Origin of the sequence: Agrobacterium vacciniicorymbosi (assembly GCF_040427045.1) — a bacterium.
Taxonomy (GTDB): domain Bacteria; phylum Pseudomonadota; class Alphaproteobacteria; order Rhizobiales; family Rhizobiaceae; genus Agrobacterium.
The window spans coordinates 26,432-45,841 of the sequence record NZ_JBETMF010000009.1 but is presented as its reverse complement, the minus strand read 5'-3'; the positions used below and the strand labels follow the sequence as shown (position 1 = coordinate 45,841).

Genomic DNA, 19,410 nt, shown 5'->3' with positions numbered 1-19,410 from the left:
CCTTCAGCGCTGGTATTTTCCTGAATTCGCTGATGATGATCCACTTTCCCCAGTCAGATCGAAGACCGGATTTGGAAGTCCTTCAGAAAACATCGTGTTGCGTTTGTCAGTCTCTGCCGCTCCGCGACGGGCTGCGTATCAACATCCACGACGGGCGAGGATAACGAAACGTTAATCAGTTTTATGCAATTTTAAGTGTATATTAATGCAAACTTCATTGCGGTTGGTGTCGTGCCAAATCCTCGATTGGTTTCAGACCCGCCAGGTGCAAACTACACATTGGCGGACGGTCTGGGCTGCTCATGGTCAATGCTTTCGGAGATGACGGTTAGATATGATAGGCTTTATCGTACGGCTTAACCGCCGCGCCCATTTCAGTGTGGAATCTAGGGTCAAGCCTGTTACTAAAGCCTTTGTCGGCACATCCGAACGCCGCAAGCGTGATAGTCGACAAAGGCTGACCTTCCTGATTGCAGGCTTTGCGGTGATGTACATTGTCGTTGGCGCACGTCTCGTCCAGTATGGCCTGACCGACCCAGTGGTGACGGGATCCATTCATCCCAGCGCCAATGCCGTCGCAACGCGCCCGGACATTCTCGATCGTAACGGCGAGCTTCTAGCGACCGATATCAACACCGTGTCGCTCTATGCGGAACCGCGACGTATTGTCGACGCTGACGAGGTTGTCGAGAAACTTGCAACCGTGCTGCCAAATCTCGATTGGAGCGACACGCACAGGAAGCTCCGATCCGATTCCGGCTTTCAGTGGTTGCGCCGCCAGCTCACGCCCCGGCAGCAGTCTGATATTCTAGCGCTTGGGATTCCCGGCATAGGTTTCCGTCCGGAGAAACGACGCTTCTATCCGGGTGCCGCCACCGCCTCCCATATTGTCGGCCATGTCAATGTCGACAACCTCGGTCTCGCGGGTATGGAGAGGTACATCGATCAGCAGGGGTATGCCGACCTTCGAGCAACGGGCCTGACGAACGATACGCGGCTCGAGCCTGTGAGGCTTTCGATCGACGTCCGCGTCCAGCATATCGTTCGCGAAATCGCGGCGCGCGCGATGACGAACTATCAGGCAGAAGCTGCTGGTGCCGTCATTCTCGACGTGGAAACTGGAGAGGTCATCGCTATGGCTTCCGTTCCTGACTACGATCCGAACCAGCCTTCGCGCACGCTCCCAGATGGCTCCATCGACAAGGAATACGAAAAAGGCTGGTTCAATCGGATCAGCAACGCCACCTTTGAGATGGGCTCAACATTTAAAAGCTTTACGCTTGCCATGGGTCTGGATGCGGAGAAGATCACGTTGCACTCCGTCGTTGATGCGTCCCGCCCTATCCGTATGGGCGGATTTACGATCAAGGACTTCAAGGGAAAGAACCGACCGCTATCGATACCTGAGGTGTTTCAGTATTCATCCAACATTGGAACGGCGGCTGTTGCTGACAGGGTCGGGATAGAGGGGCATCAGGAGTTTCTGACGAGACTGGGGCTGCTTTCCAAGATGGACACGGAGATGCCCGGCGTAGCGACCCCTACCCAGCCCCGGACGTGGAAGAAGATCAATTCCGTCACGATCTCGTTCGGCCACGGCGTAGCCACAACACCATTGCAGACCGCTGTTGCTGCCGCAGCTCTGATCAACGGCGGCAACCTCATGAATCCCACCTTCCTGCCGCGCTCGAAGGACGAAGCAGCGATGATCTCTCGCGCCGTTATCAAGAAGAAGACCAGCGCAGACATGCGGTTCCTCTACAATTGGAACGGCTTGAAAGGGTCCGGTCGAGGTGCGCAGGTCGAAGGTTTCCATGTGGGCGGCAAGACCGGGACTGCCGACAAGGTCATAAATGGCAGGTATGCCAGCGACATCAACTTCAACGCATTTGTCGCGGGCTTTCCGATGGACAAGCCGCGATACGTCGTGCTGACAATCATCGATGCGCCGAAAACAGGTGTGAACGGAGGAAGGACTGCGGCTTCCACCGCAGCTCCTATGACCAAGGAGATCATCGAGAGAACAGCCGCCTTGCTTGATGTGAAGCCCCGGTTCGGAGGTGAAACCAGCCCTCAGATACTGGTCAACTACTGATTGGTCATGGGATCATTGTCCATGAATGGTTCGGCGACGAGCGGGAAGCTATTCCCTCACCGCCATCGGACAAACGCCAGTTTGCTCAGATACGCCGTGAAGTGAAAAATCAGGCTATGGCTATGGCTATGGCTCTGGCCTTGGGCGTGCCGCTGCCACCTGTCCGCGGATTGGTCACGCGATGAACGCCATCTTGAAATTGAAGAAGGCGCCCGTCTTGTTCCGAGCAGACACCTTCAGACATTCAGACCCGGTCGACCTCCGCTTTCGCGCGAATTCACGGCTTGATGTGGGCACCATGGTCTTGGGAAGCCGACGGGGCCTGCGCCTTTGACTGAACCACGAACTCGACCTCGACGGGACCGGCCTTCTCGAACTGCAGAGTAGCCTTGAATTTCTCTCCTTCGCCTGGGCGCTGCCTGGGGTTCACAAGCATGATGTGTGCTCCGCCCGGTTCCAGTTTCACGGTCTCCCCGGCCTGGATCTCGATGCCCTGCTTCGCGGGCCGCATGCGCGCGACCCCATCGACCAATGTCGACTCGTGCAGCTCCAGACGTTCGGCGGCGGGCGTGCTGCCGCCAACAAGCCGGTCGGCTTCCGTTCCGGTATTAACGATCACGAGATACGCCCCAAGTACGGGAGCCACCGGAGGAGCCTTGGCCGACCAGGGGTGCTTCAGTTCGAGGCCGCCCGCCTGGAAGTCATGTGCGTCGGAGGAGACGGGAACGCCTGTCGCGGCGAAGATGGCCGCGATCGCCGCAGAAGTAATGATCCTGAGCTTCATAAGTCCTCTCATTCTCGCGGACTGTCCGCGTTCTTGAACCAGTTCGAGCGGATTGCCCCTCACGCCGAGCATGGCCGATGGGGTTCGGCTATGCTGGAGATATCCCGGCAACATACCATCGGAGAACCCGCTTCCTCAACGAATTGGGCGAAGCAGGCGCAGCGCGTTCATGGTGACAAGCACAGTCGCTCCAGTGTCAGCAAGAATTGCTGGCCACAGCCCGGTGACACCAATGATGGTCGTGACCAGAAAGACTGCCTTGAGACCGAGCGCGAGGGTGATGTTCTGGAAAATGTTGCGCATTGTGCGCTTCGAGAGATCGACCATGAGGGCGACATCTCCGACCCTGCCATGCAGGACGGCAGCATCAGCGGTCTCCAGGGCAACATCGGTACCGCCGCCCATGGCAATCCCGACATCGGCCGCAGCCAGCGCGGGGGCATCATTGATGCCGTCGCCAACTTTTCCAACCACGAACCCTTCCGTCTTCAACTCGCCAACGATCCGCTGCTTGTCCTCGGGCATCAACTCAGCACGAACCTCAATTCCGAGCTGCGCGCCGATGGCCGTAGCCGTCCGCTTGTTGTCGCCAGTCAGCATCACGGTCTTGATGCCGGCGTCGGTCAGGGCCTTGAGGCCTGCCACGGCATCGGCCCTCGGCTCGTCGCGCATGGCGATGGCACCAGCGAGAACTGTACCGATCACGAGTACGGAGACGGTCTTCCCCTCGTCGTTGAGAGAGGTGATCATCTTCGAGTGCGCCATCGGGATCGTCGCCCGTTCCGCAGCGGCCTTGGGCGAGCCCAGGAACACCTCCACCCCGTCGATTAAGGCGGTCACACCCTTGCCGCCGAGCGCCTTTGCATCGGTCGAAGGAGGAGCATCGATACCGTCCTCGTTTGCCTTGTCCAGAATTGCCAAGGCAAGCGGATGGCTCGATCCCATTTCGAGCGCGGCAGCATACCGCAGGATTTCATCGACCTTGCGGCCAAACGGCACAATATCCGTCACCTTTGGCTTGCCTTCGGTGAGCGTACCCGTCTTGTCGAAAGCTATCGCTGTGAGTTTGCCAAGCCCCTCCAGAACAGCACCGCCCTTGAGAAGCAGACCGCGGCGTGCACCTGACGACAGCGACGCGGCAATGGCGGCTGGTGTCGAGATGACGAGCGCGCATGGGCAGCCGATGAGAAGCACGGCAAGACCCTTGTAGATCCATTCGCTCCAGTCACCGCCGCCAAGCAGCGGAGGAATGACCGCGACAAGAGCAGCAACGACAACCACACCCGGCGTGTAGTAGCGGGAGAACCGATCGATGAAGCGTTCTGTCGGAGCCTTGGACTCCTGAGCCTCCTCGACGAGGCGGACAACACGCGCAATGGTGTTGTCGGCAGCCGCTGCTGTCACTCTGACGCGTAGTGCTGCATCACCATTGACGGTACCTGCAAAGACGTTGTCTTCGATGACCTTGCGAACCGGAACGCTTTCACCCGTAACAGGAGCTTCGTCGATCGAGCTCTCGCCTGCAACGATCACACCGTCGGCCGAGATACGGTCGCCGGGTCGGACGAGGATAATCGAGCCCACCGCAAGCGTCTCGGCAGGAACCTCGCGGGTCTTTCCCCCCTCCTCCAGCAGAGCGGTCTTGGGGACCAGCGCCGTCAGCGACTTGATGCTGTCGCGTGCCTTGCCTGCGGCGACGCCCTCAAGGAGTTCACCGATCAGGAACAGGAAGACGACGGCTGCAGCCTCCTCGGTGGCGTTGATGATCAGCGCGCCTACGGCGGCGATCGTCATCAGCATCTCGATGGAGAATGGTGTTCCCGCCCGTGCCGCCATGAAGGCGCGGCGGGCAATTGGAACGAGACCGACCATCATAGCCACGATGAAGGCGTATCGTTCTATGGAAGGAAACAGATGGCCGACACCGTATGCAAGCACGAGCGCGGCACCCGCCATTATGGTGAGCCGCCCCTTCTTGCTCCGCCACCATGGGCCCTCAGACGGACCATGGTCATGGCCGTGAAGCCCTTCTACCTCTGTCTCCCCGGTCTTTGAGCCATGGTCGTGGCCCTCATGCAAGCTGCTCTGGCTCGACGACGTTGCCTTCTTGACGATGGGAACAATCGAATAGCCGAGACCGGAGACCTGTTTCTCGATAGCCTTCAAGTCTGCGAACTGACCATGCTTGACTGTCATCGTCCCGGAGGTGACGGAGACCGACACGTCCTCAACATCATCTATCCTCCTAACTGCGGTGTCGATCTTCGCGGCGCACGAGGCACAGTCCATACCGCCAACGCGGAATCGCGCCTGCAGAGGTCCGGGCGTGCCGACCTCTGGCTGCGAGACCGGATCCGATTGCTGACCGTGTTCATGTCCAGCGCGATCATGGGAGTGGCCGGAATGGTCGTGACCTGAATTATCGTGGTCGTGCGAGCAGTCCAAGCCGTGGATATGGACGGTTTCGGCAGCACCTGCCTTAGCCTTCGCCTGAATGGCTGTCGCGTCGTATCCGAGCCCGGACACTTTTTTTGCAATCGCGTCAAGATCGCTCGTCTCGTCGTGCTTGACGGTCATCGTTCCGGCAGTAACTGAGACAGACACTTCGGTGACGCCGGGCATTCGTCTGACGGCCGTATCGATCTTGGCCGCGCAGGAGGCACAGTCCATGCCCCCAACACGGAATCTCGTCTGCAGCGAATCGCTCATCTGGAAATCCTCACTATCAATGTGAAGAGTTCTACGACCTCTAGCTACTAGAGGTGCAAGGAAAAAGTTTTTGGATGCGAGTCGTTTTTATGCTGAACGAGTACCCATCAATGTCATCGTCACGCCTGTATTCATGGCGCATGTTCATTTTGGGTCACCGACATTAAGCACCTTCTGCTTGATAGGGAGGCGCCCGTTTGACCTTACCCGCTTGAGAAGCTGGGAGCTCGCTGTCCGGCGACGGCAACTTCCAACGCGTAGACGAGAAGGAATCCGACTTTCACCTCGGTTTCGCAAAAACTGGCACAACGTCGAGCAAAGCCCTGTTGATAACTGGGATGACCGTGATCTGGTTACGGGACGGTTCACGCATACACTCGATGTCGGCGGAGGTGATATAGTCGAGCCTTTGCACGAGTGTCCTGTAGAACGCTTGCACACCAAGCCGTTGGTTCATTTGCCCAACCAAGTCATCCCGCAGGCGCTGCATCGCGAAGTCGGCATCGGCCACTGTCGGCGCACCGCTTAGAAGCACTGTCATCAACTGGTCCGTGAGATCGACACTTGCGGGATAGCCTCTACGAAGGAACGCCTCGTCGTTCGCGGTCAAAGACACTTCCGCCATGAGAAAACCGTCGACCTAGCGCGTTCGGATCAGCGGAACCGTAACCAGACCGGACGATATCGGATGATGCTCCGTCAGAACAGGAAAAGTGTCTTCGAGGCCTTTCGGGGCAGACGAACTGCGATACAGGAACGACGCATAAACCGCCGCCAGGCTTATGCTCATGCACCACACGCCTATGAGACCGTGCTTCCACATCTTTGTGTTCTCCATGGATTTACGGACGGGCCTCCCGCAATCGAACTTGCGAAAGGCCCCGTTTAGCGGCTTACATCATCCGCTTGATGTCGCTGTATGCGCCATCGGTCTTGAGGATGACGGTCACAGGAGCACTGGTGCGGTTGCGCCAGAACCATCCGTGGTTTCCGTCGAAGGCAGCTTCGAGAACGCTAGTTTTCTCAGCGACGCCACGACCTTTTTCATAGCTGATGTTTTCACCACCGCCGTCACCATGGGTGTCGAAGTTGACATTGCCGCCGTTCGCACTCCACGAATAGTTGGCCTTTGCGCCCTTGACCATGACGAGCTTGACTTCGGCACCTTCTCCCGGCTTAAGCGTGATTGACATTTCGTCCTGACGTCTAGCTTCCTGGGCATGGGCGGAGGAAACGCCGAACTCACGGATGATACGGTCCATCAGGCTTGAACCCTGTTGCGCTGGAGCCGTGGTGGCCGGAGCCGTTGCGGGCTGCGTGGAATTAGCGCGATCCATTTCGGCTTCTTCTGCAAGCTGGGTCTTGATTTCGCCCATGGCCGTCAAACCCATGGCGGAACCGATGCCCGTCGGGTCAATGGCGTATTCCGATGGCAGCACGACGGTCACGAGTATGACCGCAGCAGCGGCCGCAGCAACGACGGTAGATTTCACGAGCTGCGCAGACGATGGGAGATCGCCGGGTGCTGGCACTTGAGAATTGAACATGTTGAATTCCTTTTCGATTAAGCGACGAAATAGCCGGTGAGCTGATATCCGATCAGCACGAACCCGGCGGTCATCATGAGAACGTTGGCGGTGTAGGCGTGGCGCAGGAAGCTTCCGGTCTTGCGCCAGTAGCTCATGCCGATGAGGATGATGGCGAGCGCGATGAGCTGGCCGATCTCGACCCCGACATTGAAGGCGAGCAGGTTCGGAACAAGTCCGTCCTGTGCGATCTCGTATTCGAGGATTTTGGTGGCCAGACCCAGACCGTGGAAGAATCCGAAGACCAAGGTGGCGATCTTGGTGTTGGGCTGATGCCCGAACCAGCGTTGGAACGCGCCGAGATTGTCGAGCGCCTTGTACACCACCGACAGGCCGATGATGGCGTCGATCAGATATGCGCTGACGTTCCAGCCGTAGTAGACCCCGAGCAGCATGGTGGTGGAATGCCCGATGGCAAACAGGCTGACATAGATGCCGATGTGCTTCAGCCTGTAGAGGAAGAAGATCACACCGAAGAGGAACAGCAGGTGATCGTATCCGGTCACCATGTGCTTGGCACCGAGATAGATAAATGGGATCAGATGGATGCCCGATATCTCTTGGATATAGCCCTTGTCGCCTTCAGCGACGGCATGGGCGGCAGCCGTTCCCGCGAGTGCAAGCACCGACAGGACAGCCACGAATAGCTGGCGGACGATTGGACGTGCTGCGAGCGCACGCCAACCGCCACCGAGAGGTGGATGGTTCATGGAAATTTTCCGTATTTACGTTGGACAAGCCGCGCGGTGCGGCACTGATCAGGTCAACGCAACGGAACGTGGTGGGCGCTCGATGGTGTAAGGCGGTCCATCAGGACGTTCGTCGGAAAACGACGAGTACGACGGCAGTGAAGGCGACGTGCCTTCGACATCCGCGATGACAACAAGACCAGCCTTCTCGTGACTGTGGTCGGCGTGGTGATGATCGGACGGGTCGACGTCTGCTTCTGCGACATCGAACTCATCATGAGAATGATCGCCGTGATCATGGCCGTGGCTATGGGACGGCGGTTCAACGATGCTCGCATGGAGAGACGGCGAATGCGTTCCGGGCGGGGCAAACGAAAACAGGAGTACGCCAATGATGGCCGCAAAAGCAGCCACTGCATTGAGATATCCGTGTTTCGGGCGACGCATCATTCCGCACACATAGATGCTTTTGGGGATTCGAACAAGATTCTCGATTGAAATATCCCCTCCAGGGGGATAGGTATTTTTCATGACCGAAGAAACTCACGAACACCGACACGACAGCCACCCCGATATCGTCAAGCGGCTCAAGCGGGCCGAAGGACATCTGAAGAGTGTGATCGCCATGATCGAAAGCGGCAGACCCTGCCTCGACATCGCCCAGCAGCTTCATGCCGTCGAAAAGGCAATCACCAACGCCAAGCGCACGCTGATCCAGGACCACCTCGACCATTGTCTTGAAGACACGGTCGGTGCGCTTGCGAAGGATCAGCGCAAGTCCATCGACGAATTCAAGACCATAACCAAGTACCTCTGAGGCCACTGCAATGCCCGATTTTGCCGACCTGATCAGCCAAGGCTCCGCTCACGCGTGGCTGTTCATACCTAGCGCCATTTTGCTGGGTGCGTTGCACGGGTTGGAGCCGGGGCATTCGAAGACGATGATGGCTGCCTTCATCGTTGCCGTGCGCGGCACAGTCGGCCAGGCGGTATTGCTCGGTCTCGCCGCAACCATTTCCCACACCGCCGTCGTCTGGGGCATCGCCTTCGCTGGGATGTATCTCTGGCAGGGCGTCGATGCCGAAGCTATCGAACCGTATTTCCAGCTCGCGTCTGCCGCCATCATCATCGGCGTCGCTCTCTGGATGTTCTGGCGAACCTGGCAGGACCAAAAGATGGCAAGGGCTGCATCCGGTCATTATCATGGATCGCACGCCCATCATGGCGATCACGCGCATGGACATGACCATGGAGCAAAGGCGGCGCACGCCCACAATGATCTTCGCCGTGTGGACACCGGACATGGTGTCGTAACCCTTGAAGTCTTCGAAGACGGCGTTCCGCCTGTCTGGCGTCTGCGCATGGAGCGTGGTCACGCGTGGACGTCCTCTGACGTTACCGTTTCGACGGAACGCCCTGACGGTTCACGCCAGACCTTCGCATTTGTGGACAAGGGCGACTATCTGGAATCAACGACGGACATTCCCGAGCCACACGAGTTCATGGCGCGGCTGAGCCTCGGCCACGGCAACCACACACACGACTACGATCTCTCCTTCGTCGAAGGTGATGGCCATGACCATCTGCACGAAGAACTGAAAGGACTCGACGTCGGGTCAGACGGGTATCAGGACGCTCATGAACTGGCACATGCCAACGACATCCGTCGCAAGTTCGCGGACCGCAATGTCACGACGTGGCAGATCGTGCTCTTCGGCCTGACAGGCGGATTGATCCCGTGCCCGGCTGCGATCACGGTTTTGCTGCTATGCCTTCAGTTGAAGGAGTTCAGCCTCGGCTTCGTTCTGGTTCTATGCTTCTCGATTGGTCTCGCCATCACGCTGGTGACCGTTGGTGCACTGGCGGCGCTCAGTGTCCGTCACGCCACGAAACGCTTTGGCTGGTTCAGCACCGTCGCACGACGTGCTCCTTACGTCTCCAGCCTGCTGATCATCGCCGTCGGCATCTATGTCGGCATCCTTGGGTGGAATGGACTTGCTGCTCATAACGACGCACCCGCTCCGTCCGTCACGCAACCCGTGGAGGGATAGAAAAATGCTGGCAGTTCTCAAGAACAGAACCTATCGCCATCTCTTTCTGGCGCAGGTTATCGCATTGCTTGGAACGGGGCTGGCAACGGTAGCGCTCGGTCTGCAGGCTTACGAGCTTTCCTCAGACAGTGCGGGTGCGGTGCTCGGAACCGCTCTTGCCATCAAGATGATCGCCTATGTGGTCGTCGCACCTGTCGCCACTGCGTTCACGGAACGCCTGCCGCGCAGGGCCATGCTGGTGAGCCTCGACCTCATCCGCGCAGCCGTCGCTGTCTTTCTTCCTTTCATCACGGGCGTCTGGCAGGCCTATGTCCTGATTTTCATCCTCCAGGCAGCGTCGGCCGCGTTCACGCCGACGTTCCAGGCGACCATCCCGGATGTGTTGCCGGACGAGGATGACTACACCAACGCCCTGTCGCTTTCGCGGCTTGCCTATGATCTGGAAAAGGTGGGAAGCCCGCTGCTTGCGGCTGCACTCCTGGCATTGATGAGCTACCACAATCTCTACCTCGGAACCGTCGTTGGTTTTCTGGCCTCCGCCTCCCTTGTCGTTTCCGTTCTCCTGCCCGACCCAAAACCATCGGAACCGCGCAGCATTTATGAACGCACCACCCGTGGCGTTCGACTGTATCTGACCGTGCCTCGCCTCAGAGGATTGCTGGCGTTAAACCTCGCGGTCGCCGCAGGTGGATCGATGGTGTTCGTGAACACCGTCGTCCTCGTTCAGGGCACTTACGGTCTTGGAGAACGGTATACGGCAATGGCGCTTGCAGCATTCGGTCTTGGATCGATGCTGGCCGCTCTGTTCCTGCCGCGCCTGTTAAAGACGACGCCCGACCGCCCCGTCATGCTGTCCGGCACGGCCATTTTGGTGGTGGCACTGCTGGTTGGGTTAGTGGCGACCTCATACTGGGCGCTTGTGGTCTTATGGGCCGTGATCGGCATTGGCTATTCGCTAGTTCTGACACCATCGGGTCGAATCCTGCGTCGGTCCGCATCTCCCGAAGATCGTCCCGCCCTGTTTGCGGCGCAGTTTGCGCTCTCGCATGGGTGCTGGTTGATCACCTATCCCCTAGCGGGTTGGATGGGCGCGACGGCTGGCATACCAGCAACCTATGTCGCCTTGGCCGCGATCACCGGAATCGGTGCCATCGTCGCCTCCCGGCTTTGGCCTTCTGTCGAGATCGATGACAGTCATGTTCACACCGATCTCGACGCATCCCATCCACACATTGCCGGGGCTGCGGTCGCTGCAACGGGCGGATACCGTCACAGCCATGCATTCGTCAAAGACAGGCATCACAGACATTGACGGGATATCTCGGTCTTTTCTTCACGGCCCTGATTGCCGCAACGATCCTGCCCGCCCAGTCCGAAGCCTTGCTGGTGGTCCTACTGGTCACGGGTGAGTATTCCGTGATCGCACTGATTGCCGTCGCGAGTGCCGGAAACATTCTCGGTTCGATCATCAACTGGACATTGGGCCGGGGACTGGAACAGTTTCGTGGACGTCGCTGGTTTCCTGTGTCTGAAGCGACGCTGGAGAAGGCGCAAGGGTGGTATCGACGGTATGGAAAGTGGTCACTGCTGGCGAGCTGGGTTCCCATCATCGGTGATCCGATAACCGTTGCGGCAGGCGTCTTGAAGGAACCACTACCGATGTTCATTCTTCTGGTGTCCATCGCCAAGATCGGTCGATATGCTGTACTTACGATGGTGACACTGGGACTGGGATGACATGCTGCCGTGGATCGTGGACTTCCAGAGAGACATCTATTTCGCGTTCGCCGACCACATCAAGGCATTCGCATGTGGCGGCGGCTGGACTGCGTTTTTGACGTTCCTACCCATGAGTATCCTGCTCGGCTCGGCCCATGCGATGACGCACGAGAGGCCAGATTCGTGAAGAAGCCATTCAGCGCGATGTCCTATACGATCATCTTCAGGATTTGCTACCAGACGGGAAGAAGCCCGAGCCTTTGAAGCAGCGGGTAACCCGTCCTAGTTACCTGGCGCAACAATCTACTGGAAGTTCCTGCTTTTGACCTTCAACGAGTCGATGTGCAGGTCCGGAATGAAGATGTCGCGCACCTTGTTGGGCTTCGGACGATCCCTCGCATCTCCTCCTCCCGGAGACCCATGTGCGAACTCGTCTCCTCTGCCGCTGGGGTTCCGGAATTCGGCGTCGCGGTCCGACAAAGATGAGAGATCGCCAGATAGGTCATAGAGCTGCCGTGCGATGAGGTGAACGACGTCCCCTTCCCTCTGGATCTTGCCCTGTATCGCCATCATCGATGCTCCGAGCACGACACGGCGTCGCTTTTCGAAAAGCGACGGCCAGACGACAATGTTCGCGGGCCCGGTTTCGTCCTCGATCGTGATAAACATCACACCCTTCGCAGAGCCTGGTTTCTGCCGGACAAGCACCAGCCCGGCAACGCAGAGCCAACTCTTGTCGCGGGCATTCATGGCGTCGGCGCAGGTGACGATCCGGCGAGCGGTGAGATCCTGCCGCAGGAATGACAGCGGGTGCGCTCGAAGAGTCAGTCCGACGTGCGCGTAGTCCTCCACGACGTTGTGGCCCTCGGTCATCTGCCTGAGTTCGACCTCCGGTTCCTGCTGCTCGGCGACCGTCTTCATCTCTCGCTCGGCGGCCGCTACGAACAGAGGCAGCGGTTCGTCTCGTAATGCTTTGATGGCCCATAATGCGTCCCGACGCTCGATATCGAATGCCGGTCTGAAGGCGTCGGACTCGGCGAGCTGGACAAGTGCTTCCGATGGGACCTCTGATCTACGCCATACGTCATCGACACTCTCGAATGGACGCTCGATCCTTGCGGCGACAATTCTCGAGGCATCCCGCACGGCTAGCCCAGCAACTTGTCGCATACCCAGCCGGATGGCGTGTCTGTTGCTGCCGGGGATCTCTTCGAGTGTGCAGTCCCAGCGAGAATGTTGAACCGAGATCGGCCGGACTTCGACACCATGTTTCTGCGCGTCGCCGATGATCTGCGCGGGAGCGTAGAAACCCATCGGCAGCGAGTTCATGAGCGCCGCAGCGAAGGCGTCTGGGTAGTGGCATTTAACGAAGCAGGATGCGTATGCGATGAGCGCGAAGGACGCGGCGTGGCTTTCAGGAAAACCATAGGAGCCGAAGCCCTCAAGCTGCGAGAAGGTCTTCTCCGCAAATTCCGGCGTGTAACCGTTCTTCACCATACCGGAGACAAGCTTGTCTTTGAAGCGTGACACCCCTCCTGTGAACTTGAAGGTCGCCATCGACTTGCGAAGCTGGTCCGCCTCCCCGCCCGTGAACCCGGCGCAGACCATAGCCACCCGCATGGCAGATTCCTGAAACAGCGGCACGCCCAACGTCTTACCGAGCACCGCCTCCAACTCGGGTGTAGGGTATTCGACAGGCTCCTTGCCCTCCCGTCGACGAAGATATGGATGCACCATGTCGCCCTGTATCGGTCCCGGTCGGACGATCGCCACCTGGACGACGAGATCGTAAAACGTGCGCGGCTTGAGCCGAGGAAGCATGGCCATCTGCGCCCGGCTCTCCACCTGAAACGTGCCGAGAGTGTCAGCCTTGCGGATCATCGCATAAGTTGGGCCGTCCTCTTGCCGGATTCTGGCAAGATCGAGATCCTCGTGCTTATGATCCCGGATAAGATTGAAGGCCTTCTGCATACACGTCAGCATGCCGAGCGCCAGCACGTCGACCTTCATCATCTTGAGTGCTTCGACATCGTCCTTGTCCCATTCGATCACCTGACGATCTTCCATCGCCGCCGGCTCGATAGGAACGAGATCGTCCAGGCGTGATCGCGTCAGGATGAAGCCGCCAACATGCTGACCGAGGTGGCGTGGCGCGCCCATGAGCTCTCGAGCGAGCCGCAGGGTCATGACAAGTCGGTAGTCGTCTGGATTGAGGTTCAGTTCACGGACATTGCGTTCGGTGATTTCCTCCGACCACGACCACAGACCGGACGAGAGCGCCTTGGTCACGTCCTCAGGCAAACCCATCGCCTTGCCGACATCCTTGATCGCGCCCTTGGCACGGTAGCGCGTGACGGTGCAGACGAGAGCTGCCCGGTCACGGCCGTATGTCTTGTAGATCCACTGGATGACTTCTTCACGGCGCTGGTGCTCGAAATCCACGTCGATGTCAGGCGGTTCGTTGCGCTCCTTGGACACGAACCGCTCGAACAGCAGATCGTTGGTTTCCGGATCGATCGACGTGATGCCGAGAATGTAGCAGATTGCGGAATTCGCCGCCGACCCCCTGCCTTGGCATAGGATGCCCTCACCACGCGCAAAACGAACGATGCTGTAGACAGTCAGGAAGTATGGCGCGTATTCCATTTCTTTGATCAGATCGAGTTCGTGTCTGACGGCTCGCAGCACGCTCTGCGGCAGACCTTCGGGATATCGGTCGGGAATGCACTCGCGGACGCACTGCTCCAGCGACTGCTGGGCATCCATTCCGTCGATCAGCGCTTCCTCGGGATATTCGTAGGTCAGCTCCTCAAGCGAGAACCTGCATTGCTCGACGATCTCCATCGTCCGTTCGAGCGCTTGCGTGTAACGCGGAAACAAGCGCTCCATCTCCTCTGGGGGCTTGAGATAGCGGTCGGCATGCCGTTCCCTGTCGAAGCCCACGTCATCGATGGTCGTAGTCGTGCGGATACAAGTTACGATGTCCTGCAGTTGACGGCGAGATGGCTCATGGTAGAGAACGTCGTTCGTGATAACCGTTTTCACCCCGAACTTCGTCGCAAGGTTCGAAAGCTCGTGGAGCCGCATCTGGTCATTCGGGCGCCGGCGGAGGCTGAGCGAGAGATAGGCACGCCTGCCGAAGATTTCGTTCATCTTGCGGAGCTGCACAGCACAGACATCGTCTGCGAGATCGGGCACAAGAATGCCAATAAGGCCTTCGGCATAGAGGGCGAGATCATCGACACGTAAAATGCAGTTGTTCTTGCCGCCCCTGCCCTTGCCGACGGTGATAAGCCGGGTCAGCCGTGAATACGCCGCCTTGTCCGTCGGATAGACGAGCACCGACATGCCGTCTTGCAGATCGAGCCGACAGCCGACGACCAGACGAAGCCCGGTTTCGCGAGAAGCCTCCAACGCTCGCACGATCCCCGCCAGACTGTTGCGGTCAACGACGCCGATGGCTTCGATGCCAAGCTCCTTGGCGGTCGCGAACAGCTCCTGCGCAGATGACGCTCCGCGCAGGAAGCTGAAATGCGTGGTGACCTGGAGTTCCGCGTATTTCATCAGGCAAAGATCCCGTGCATGAACCAGCGATGGGAACCCGTTTCCGGATCAATGCCGTCGCCGGAGCGAAAGATCCAGAATCGTTCGCCGTCGTCGTTTTCGATGACAAAATAATCTCGCACCGCCTCGAGTTCAGTCGGGCGTTTCCACCATTCTCCGAATATGCGTTCCGGGCCGTCGGCTCGCTTCACCCGGTGGCGCTTTCCACGCCAGGTAATAGTTGCTGGCGGATAGTCTGGCATCATTGCGATTGCCTGGATTTGCTCCGGTCGTTCGAACAGCCGCACGGGTCTGCGCCAATGCCCCACCCAGCTTTCAGCTATCTCCTGGGCGACCGCGGATATCTGCTGCACGCTCCGCTCGGGCACATCTGATGCAATAGGTGCCACGCGGTAGACACGCTGTCCGCCTCGGTTGCTGAAGATGTCGATCAATGGAGTGAGGTCAGTTATCTCTTCTTCAACAAGACACGAGGCCTTCTGCTCTTCGTGCAGCGGTTCCGCCGACACGGCAACGAGAACGAGTTTCTCGATGCCGAAACCGGGATCGATCTGCTCTGTGCGATCCCTGAAGAGCTTCGTAAGCCAGGCGACATCGCGTGCTGGCTTGGCGGTTCCTGCACGGACCGCCTGTAGGGTGTTGTCGACACGATGCACGATGAGGTCCGTCCGGCGCGCGCCGAGGCCGCGTTTCTCAAGTTCGGCGACGAGCTGGACGACGAGCCGACCGACGTATTTGTTGATCGTATCGGCCGCGCCTATTGGTTCCTGAAACGATCTGGAGACTTCGACAAGGTCGTCCGTCCGGATCGGATCGATTGGTTCTCCCGCGCGACCAAACATCTGGTCGAGGCGGCGGCCGACTTCAGGACCGAAACGGAGGGCCAGCGGTGCTCTTGGGGTATTCGACAGCTCGCCGATGGAATGAAAGCCAAGAACACGAAGATCCTGGACGACTTTCTCCGGGAGCCTCAACAACGAGATTGGTAGCTTCTCAACTGCTCGTACGATCTCGCCGCGGGGAACGATCACGGTGTCGCGGTTGATGGCTCGAACGCATGCGTGCGCTGCGCCCCATGTATCCGCTATGGCCACCTTTGCCGTCAGCTTTCTGGAATGGAAGGTATTGACGATACCGCTGATCATCAGAAGCTCGCCACCCTGCAGATGATCAGCACCCTCTGTGTCGAGAACGAGACCATCGAGGCCGTCAACTGCGACGATCGGGGAATAATGGCCAAGCGCCCACAGCGCGATGCGATCCAGAGCGGCGGCATCGGCGGCAGGATCTGCATCGACGAGCATCAGCCCGCGGAAGATCGCCTGAGCCTTCGCCGCGGCCATGCCGACGCGGACACCGATCTTCTGCGCAGCTCCGTCGGCAGACGCGACCCACCGCTTAGATCCGCTATGCGCAATCACAGCGATCGGCTGGTCAGCCGGAATGGTGGGATCGTCTCGTCTGATCCTGTCCGTCGGCAAACTCGGTAGAAATATGGATACGACCCTTGCCATCACACGCTCCGACGTAAAACTCAGCACACTCGCCCGAACGGGATCTCATCAACTCAAGAAACCATCGAGGTCGTCCTACTCCGGGTACCGGAAGTTCCTCTGACGACGTCACACTCACCCGCCACCTTGTCGTCGATGCGGTCGGCTGACCGAAGTCGTTGGCCTCGGTCTGCCTTCGCCAACGGCGCACTGCCAAGGCAATTGTCCCAGTTCGCTCCGCGACGAGCTGGAGCCGACGGCTCACGACCATTGGCAAACGCACCATCTCGCCGACAACCGCGCCACAGCCGCCGTAAGAAAGCGCTTCTTCCATGTTCGCCGCGACATCCTCTTCCTTGTCGCTCTCGACGAAGATGACCCTCCGTGGATGCAGTCCCGTCTGAGCAAGAGCCGGAAAGAACAGATCGGGCCGCGTCAGACACCAGACGATCGGCCCCTTCGTGCGTGCTGCGATCCCGGCTGCAAAAAGTGCTGCGGCTGCGCCATCAACGGTTCCGGAACCACCACCTGCAAATTCATGGAGTGCTCCATGAGCTAGGCCGCCTCCCGGAAGAATGGCGTCAATCTCCTCGACGCCAAAAGGAAGACAGCCTTTCTTCTTCGCGCCCTCCCCCTGAATGGACGAGAGGCGTTCGCGCAGATCAGCCAGCACTTGATCGCGGACAGCCGACATCGATTACGAATCCTTCCGAAATCGCAGTAAAAAGGTGCAACATCATGTCGCCAGAACTTGATTGTTCTTTTTCTGTTCCCTATCGTCGGCGGCGTCAAGACGCCCCAAAATCAGGAATCTACTCCTAGGTTTAGCATTTCTGCAGATTCGTAGAGTGGAATCAAAATCGTAGCGGAGATTCCCGGTGCGGCGCTTAGAAGTAAATATTTTTATCACCCGTTCGCCACGGGCATCGATGTGATGGCCGACCACGTGAGGCAGGGCCGAGGCAAGACATGGCAAGACGACAACCTGAGCCTGACAACGAGGGCGGACCGAGCCTGAAGGATGTCCGCCTGCCCTTGATCCAGATCGTGTGCGCACCGTGTGGTCGCCGAGACTTGCTTGAGCGCAAGGCGTTGGTCGAAAGGTTTGGCGCCGAAGTCAGCTTCTCGCGACTGAGACGACGCCTTGCGATGGGATGCGAGCGTCTTTGCAGCGCAGACAGCGATCGATGCGAGACCCGGTTCCCGTGCCTGGATGATTCTGCGGATAGCTGAGCCCTTGAGCGAATCTCGACGAAGTGGCGAGGCGCACGGAAGTCGGTATCGCAACGTTCTATCGGAGCTATCCCGGACGGGAAGCGCTGATTGAGGCGGTCTACCACCGCGAGGTTGATCAACTTGCGCTCACAGCACCTAAACTTCTTTCTCGACTCGCAGCCGTCGACGCTTTGCATTGGCTGTCGATCATGTCGCCACCAAAAAAGGCCTAGCATCCGCACTTGGTGCCATCGTCAACAATTCCTCCTATGTTTGTGTCTATTCCGTCGGAAGGCTGACGGAAAGCAGTACTCTGCTTGTGACATCCGCCATCAATGCAGATGAGATCGGTCCGGCGAGGGATCCGCTCGATCTTCTTCGCGTCCTTGTGGGCTTCTATGAAGGAAGCGACGATCCCGCGGTCAGGGGCGGAGCGATGATGATGATTGACGGACGCACCATGCCGGATTGTATGAAAATTGCCGCAGTTCGCCCATTACTTTTTCTGGATGTTCAATCCTTCGCCATCTATAACGAACTGGCGTGTTATGTTGTTTAGTGGAGGCGAAGTTTGACGAGACTTACTACAGAGCAAGATGCTGAAATACAGGCCTCGCGGTCGACCCCTGCCGCAACCCTCCGCCCAATTTCCCCCGGACTCGAAGAGGTTCTCCATCAGGCGTTTCCAGTATTGGATCATGGCCTCATTAGAGTGGTAGACTACATGGGCGACGATAGTGCAATCGTCCAAGCCGCGCGTGTTTCTTACGGCAGAGGTACGAAACACGTTCAAGAAGATCGTGGTCTGATCAATTACTTGATGCGGCACTTTCACACGACACCGTTCGAAATGGCTGAAATAAAATTCCACATAAAGCTTCCGATTTTCGTCGCGCGCCAGTGGATTCGACATCGAACGGCCAGCGTGAACGAATATTCAGCTAGGTACTCAGTGCTGGACAATGAATTCTACATTCCCGAGCCTCAGAATCTCGCTGCTCAATCGAATTCGAACAGACAAGGCCGGGGCACGGTGTTGGAAGGGGATGAAGCTGCCGAAGTTCTCTCGCTTCTGCGGAGGGACGCTGAAAATGCTTACTCCGGTTACACGACCATGTTGAACGAGCAGGACGCACCAGACTATCAAGATGGGCGCGCCGGACTGGCTCGTGAATTGGCTAGGATGAACCTATCGCTAAATTTTTACACGCAGTGGTATTGGAAAATAAATCTACACAACCTCATGAATTTTCTTCGCCTAAGGGCGGATAAACACGCTCAGTACGAGATACGAGTTTACGCCGACGTTATGCTTGATATCATGGCCGCTTGGGTCCCCATTGCACATTCGGCCTTTTTGGAACATCGCATGGAAGCCGTTCAGTTGTCGGGTAGTGCCGTAAAGGTGGTTCGTCGGTTGATCGCTGGTGAGACGGTTACCCAGGTCGATAGCGGTATGAGTCCGCGTGAATGGCAGGAGTTAAGTGCAGCCCTTGACTTATGAC

The 19,410-nt window shown here is 58.1% G+C and carries 16 protein-coding genes and 1 pseudogene; 8 read left to right on the top strand and 9 right to left on the bottom strand.

What is annotated here, in order from left to right; translation table 11 throughout:
- Positions 1-334: 334 nt before the first annotated feature.
- A complete protein-coding gene (locus ABUK73_RS15085; protein WP_353578001.1) occupies positions 335-2,095 on the top strand; it encodes a peptidoglycan D,D-transpeptidase FtsI family protein in 1,761 nt (586 codons plus the stop codon).
- 277 nt (positions 2,096-2,372) lie between these two features.
- Here ABUK73_RS15085 and ABUK73_RS15080 read toward each other — a convergent pair whose 3' ends face one another.
- The 6 genes from ABUK73_RS15080 to ABUK73_RS15055 all read right to left on the bottom strand — a co-directional run bounded on the left by ABUK73_RS15080 (position 2,373) and on the right by ABUK73_RS15055 (position 8,394).
- Positions 2,373-2,879: a copper chaperone PCu(A)C gene (locus ABUK73_RS15080; protein WP_353578000.1), complete on the bottom strand. Its 507-nt coding sequence runs from the start codon at positions 2,877-2,879 to the stop codon at positions 2,373-2,375.
- Between the two features lie 135 nt (positions 2,880-3,014).
- A complete protein-coding gene (locus tag ABUK73_RS15075) occupies positions 3,015-5,588 on the bottom strand; it encodes a heavy metal translocating P-type ATPase (protein WP_353577999.1) in 2,574 nt (857 codons plus the stop codon).
- 280 nt (positions 5,589-5,868) lie between these two features.
- On the bottom strand, positions 5,869-6,198 hold the full coding sequence (locus ABUK73_RS15070) for a hypothetical protein (protein WP_353577998.1): 330 nt from the start codon (positions 6,196-6,198) through the stop codon (positions 5,869-5,871).
- 283 nt (positions 6,199-6,481) lie between these two features.
- The gene (locus tag ABUK73_RS15065) at positions 6,482-7,135 is read right to left on the bottom strand and encodes a transmembrane anchor protein (RefSeq protein ID WP_353577997.1); all 654 of its coding nucleotides are present in this window, start codon (positions 7,133-7,135) and stop codon (positions 6,482-6,484) included.
- Between the two features lie 17 nt (positions 7,136-7,152).
- On the bottom strand, positions 7,153-7,884 hold the full coding sequence (locus tag ABUK73_RS15060) for a HupE/UreJ family protein (protein ID WP_353577996.1): 732 nt from the start codon (positions 7,882-7,884) through the stop codon (positions 7,153-7,155).
- Between the two features lie 48 nt (positions 7,885-7,932).
- Positions 7,933-8,394: a hypothetical protein gene (locus ABUK73_RS15055; protein WP_353577995.1), complete on the bottom strand. Its 462-nt coding sequence runs from the start codon at positions 8,392-8,394 to the stop codon at positions 7,933-7,935.
- Here ABUK73_RS15055 and ABUK73_RS15050 point away from each other — a divergent pair.
- The 5 genes and pseudogenes from ABUK73_RS15050 to ABUK73_RS15030 form a co-directional block, all read left to right on the top strand.
- A complete protein-coding gene (locus tag ABUK73_RS15050) occupies positions 8,393-8,680 on the top strand; it encodes a metal-sensing transcriptional repressor (protein WP_174152975.1) in 288 nt (95 codons plus the stop codon). The two genes, ABUK73_RS15055 and ABUK73_RS15050, sit on opposite strands and share 2 nt — an antisense overlap.
- A 10-nt stretch (positions 8,681-8,690) precedes the next feature.
- Entirely contained in the window at positions 8,691-9,914 is a 1,224-nt protein-coding gene (locus tag ABUK73_RS15045; RefSeq protein ID WP_353577994.1) for a nickel/cobalt efflux transporter, read from the top strand.
- Positions 9,915-9,918: 4 nt separating this feature from the next.
- Positions 9,919-11,226: an MFS transporter gene (locus ABUK73_RS15040; protein ID WP_353577993.1), complete on the top strand. Its 1,308-nt coding sequence runs from the start codon at positions 9,919-9,921 to the stop codon at positions 11,224-11,226.
- Positions 11,223-11,651: a YqaA family protein gene (locus tag ABUK73_RS15035; protein WP_353577992.1), complete on the top strand. Its 429-nt coding sequence runs from the start codon at positions 11,223-11,225 to the stop codon at positions 11,649-11,651. The genes ABUK73_RS15040 and ABUK73_RS15035 overlap by 4 nt, the downstream gene beginning before the upstream one ends.
- Before the next feature lies 1 nt (position 11,652).
- Positions 11,653-11,799 (top strand): annotated as a pseudogene (locus ABUK73_RS15030) (ABC transporter permease); the annotation flags it as partial.
- Positions 11,800-11,936: 137 nt separating this feature from the next.
- On the opposite strand, the gene ABUK73_RS15025 reads toward ABUK73_RS15030, so the two are convergent.
- The 3 genes from ABUK73_RS15025 to ABUK73_RS15015 are packed head-to-tail and all read right to left on the bottom strand — an operon-like array spanning position 11,937 to position 17,384.
- Positions 11,937-15,197, bottom strand: a complete 3,261-nt coding sequence (locus tag ABUK73_RS15025; protein ID WP_353577991.1) for an error-prone DNA polymerase — start codon at positions 15,195-15,197, stop codon at positions 11,937-11,939.
- The gene (locus ABUK73_RS15020) at positions 15,197-16,711 is read right to left on the bottom strand and encodes a Y-family DNA polymerase (protein WP_353577990.1); all 1,515 of its coding nucleotides are present in this window, start codon (positions 16,709-16,711) and stop codon (positions 15,197-15,199) included. Before ABUK73_RS15020 ends, ABUK73_RS15025 begins: the two co-directional genes overlap by 1 nt.
- Positions 16,632-17,384: an ImuA family protein gene (locus tag ABUK73_RS15015; RefSeq protein ID WP_353577989.1), complete on the bottom strand. Its 753-nt coding sequence runs from the start codon at positions 17,382-17,384 to the stop codon at positions 16,632-16,634. Before ABUK73_RS15015 ends, ABUK73_RS15020 begins: the two co-directional genes overlap by 80 nt.
- A 717-nt stretch (positions 17,385-18,101) precedes the next feature.
- On the opposite strand from ABUK73_RS15015, the gene ABUK73_RS15010 reads away from it, so the two are divergent.
- Both ABUK73_RS15010 and thyX read left to right on the top strand, forming a co-directional pair.
- On the top strand, positions 18,102-18,464 hold the full coding sequence (locus ABUK73_RS15010) for a hypothetical protein (RefSeq protein ID WP_353577988.1): 363 nt from the start codon (positions 18,102-18,104) through the stop codon (positions 18,462-18,464).
- Between the two features lie 12 nt (positions 18,465-18,476).
- On the top strand, positions 18,477-19,409 hold the full coding sequence (gene thyX, locus ABUK73_RS15005) for an FAD-dependent thymidylate synthase (protein WP_353577987.1): 933 nt from the start codon (positions 18,477-18,479) through the stop codon (positions 19,407-19,409).
- Position 19,410 lies beyond the last annotated feature (1 nt).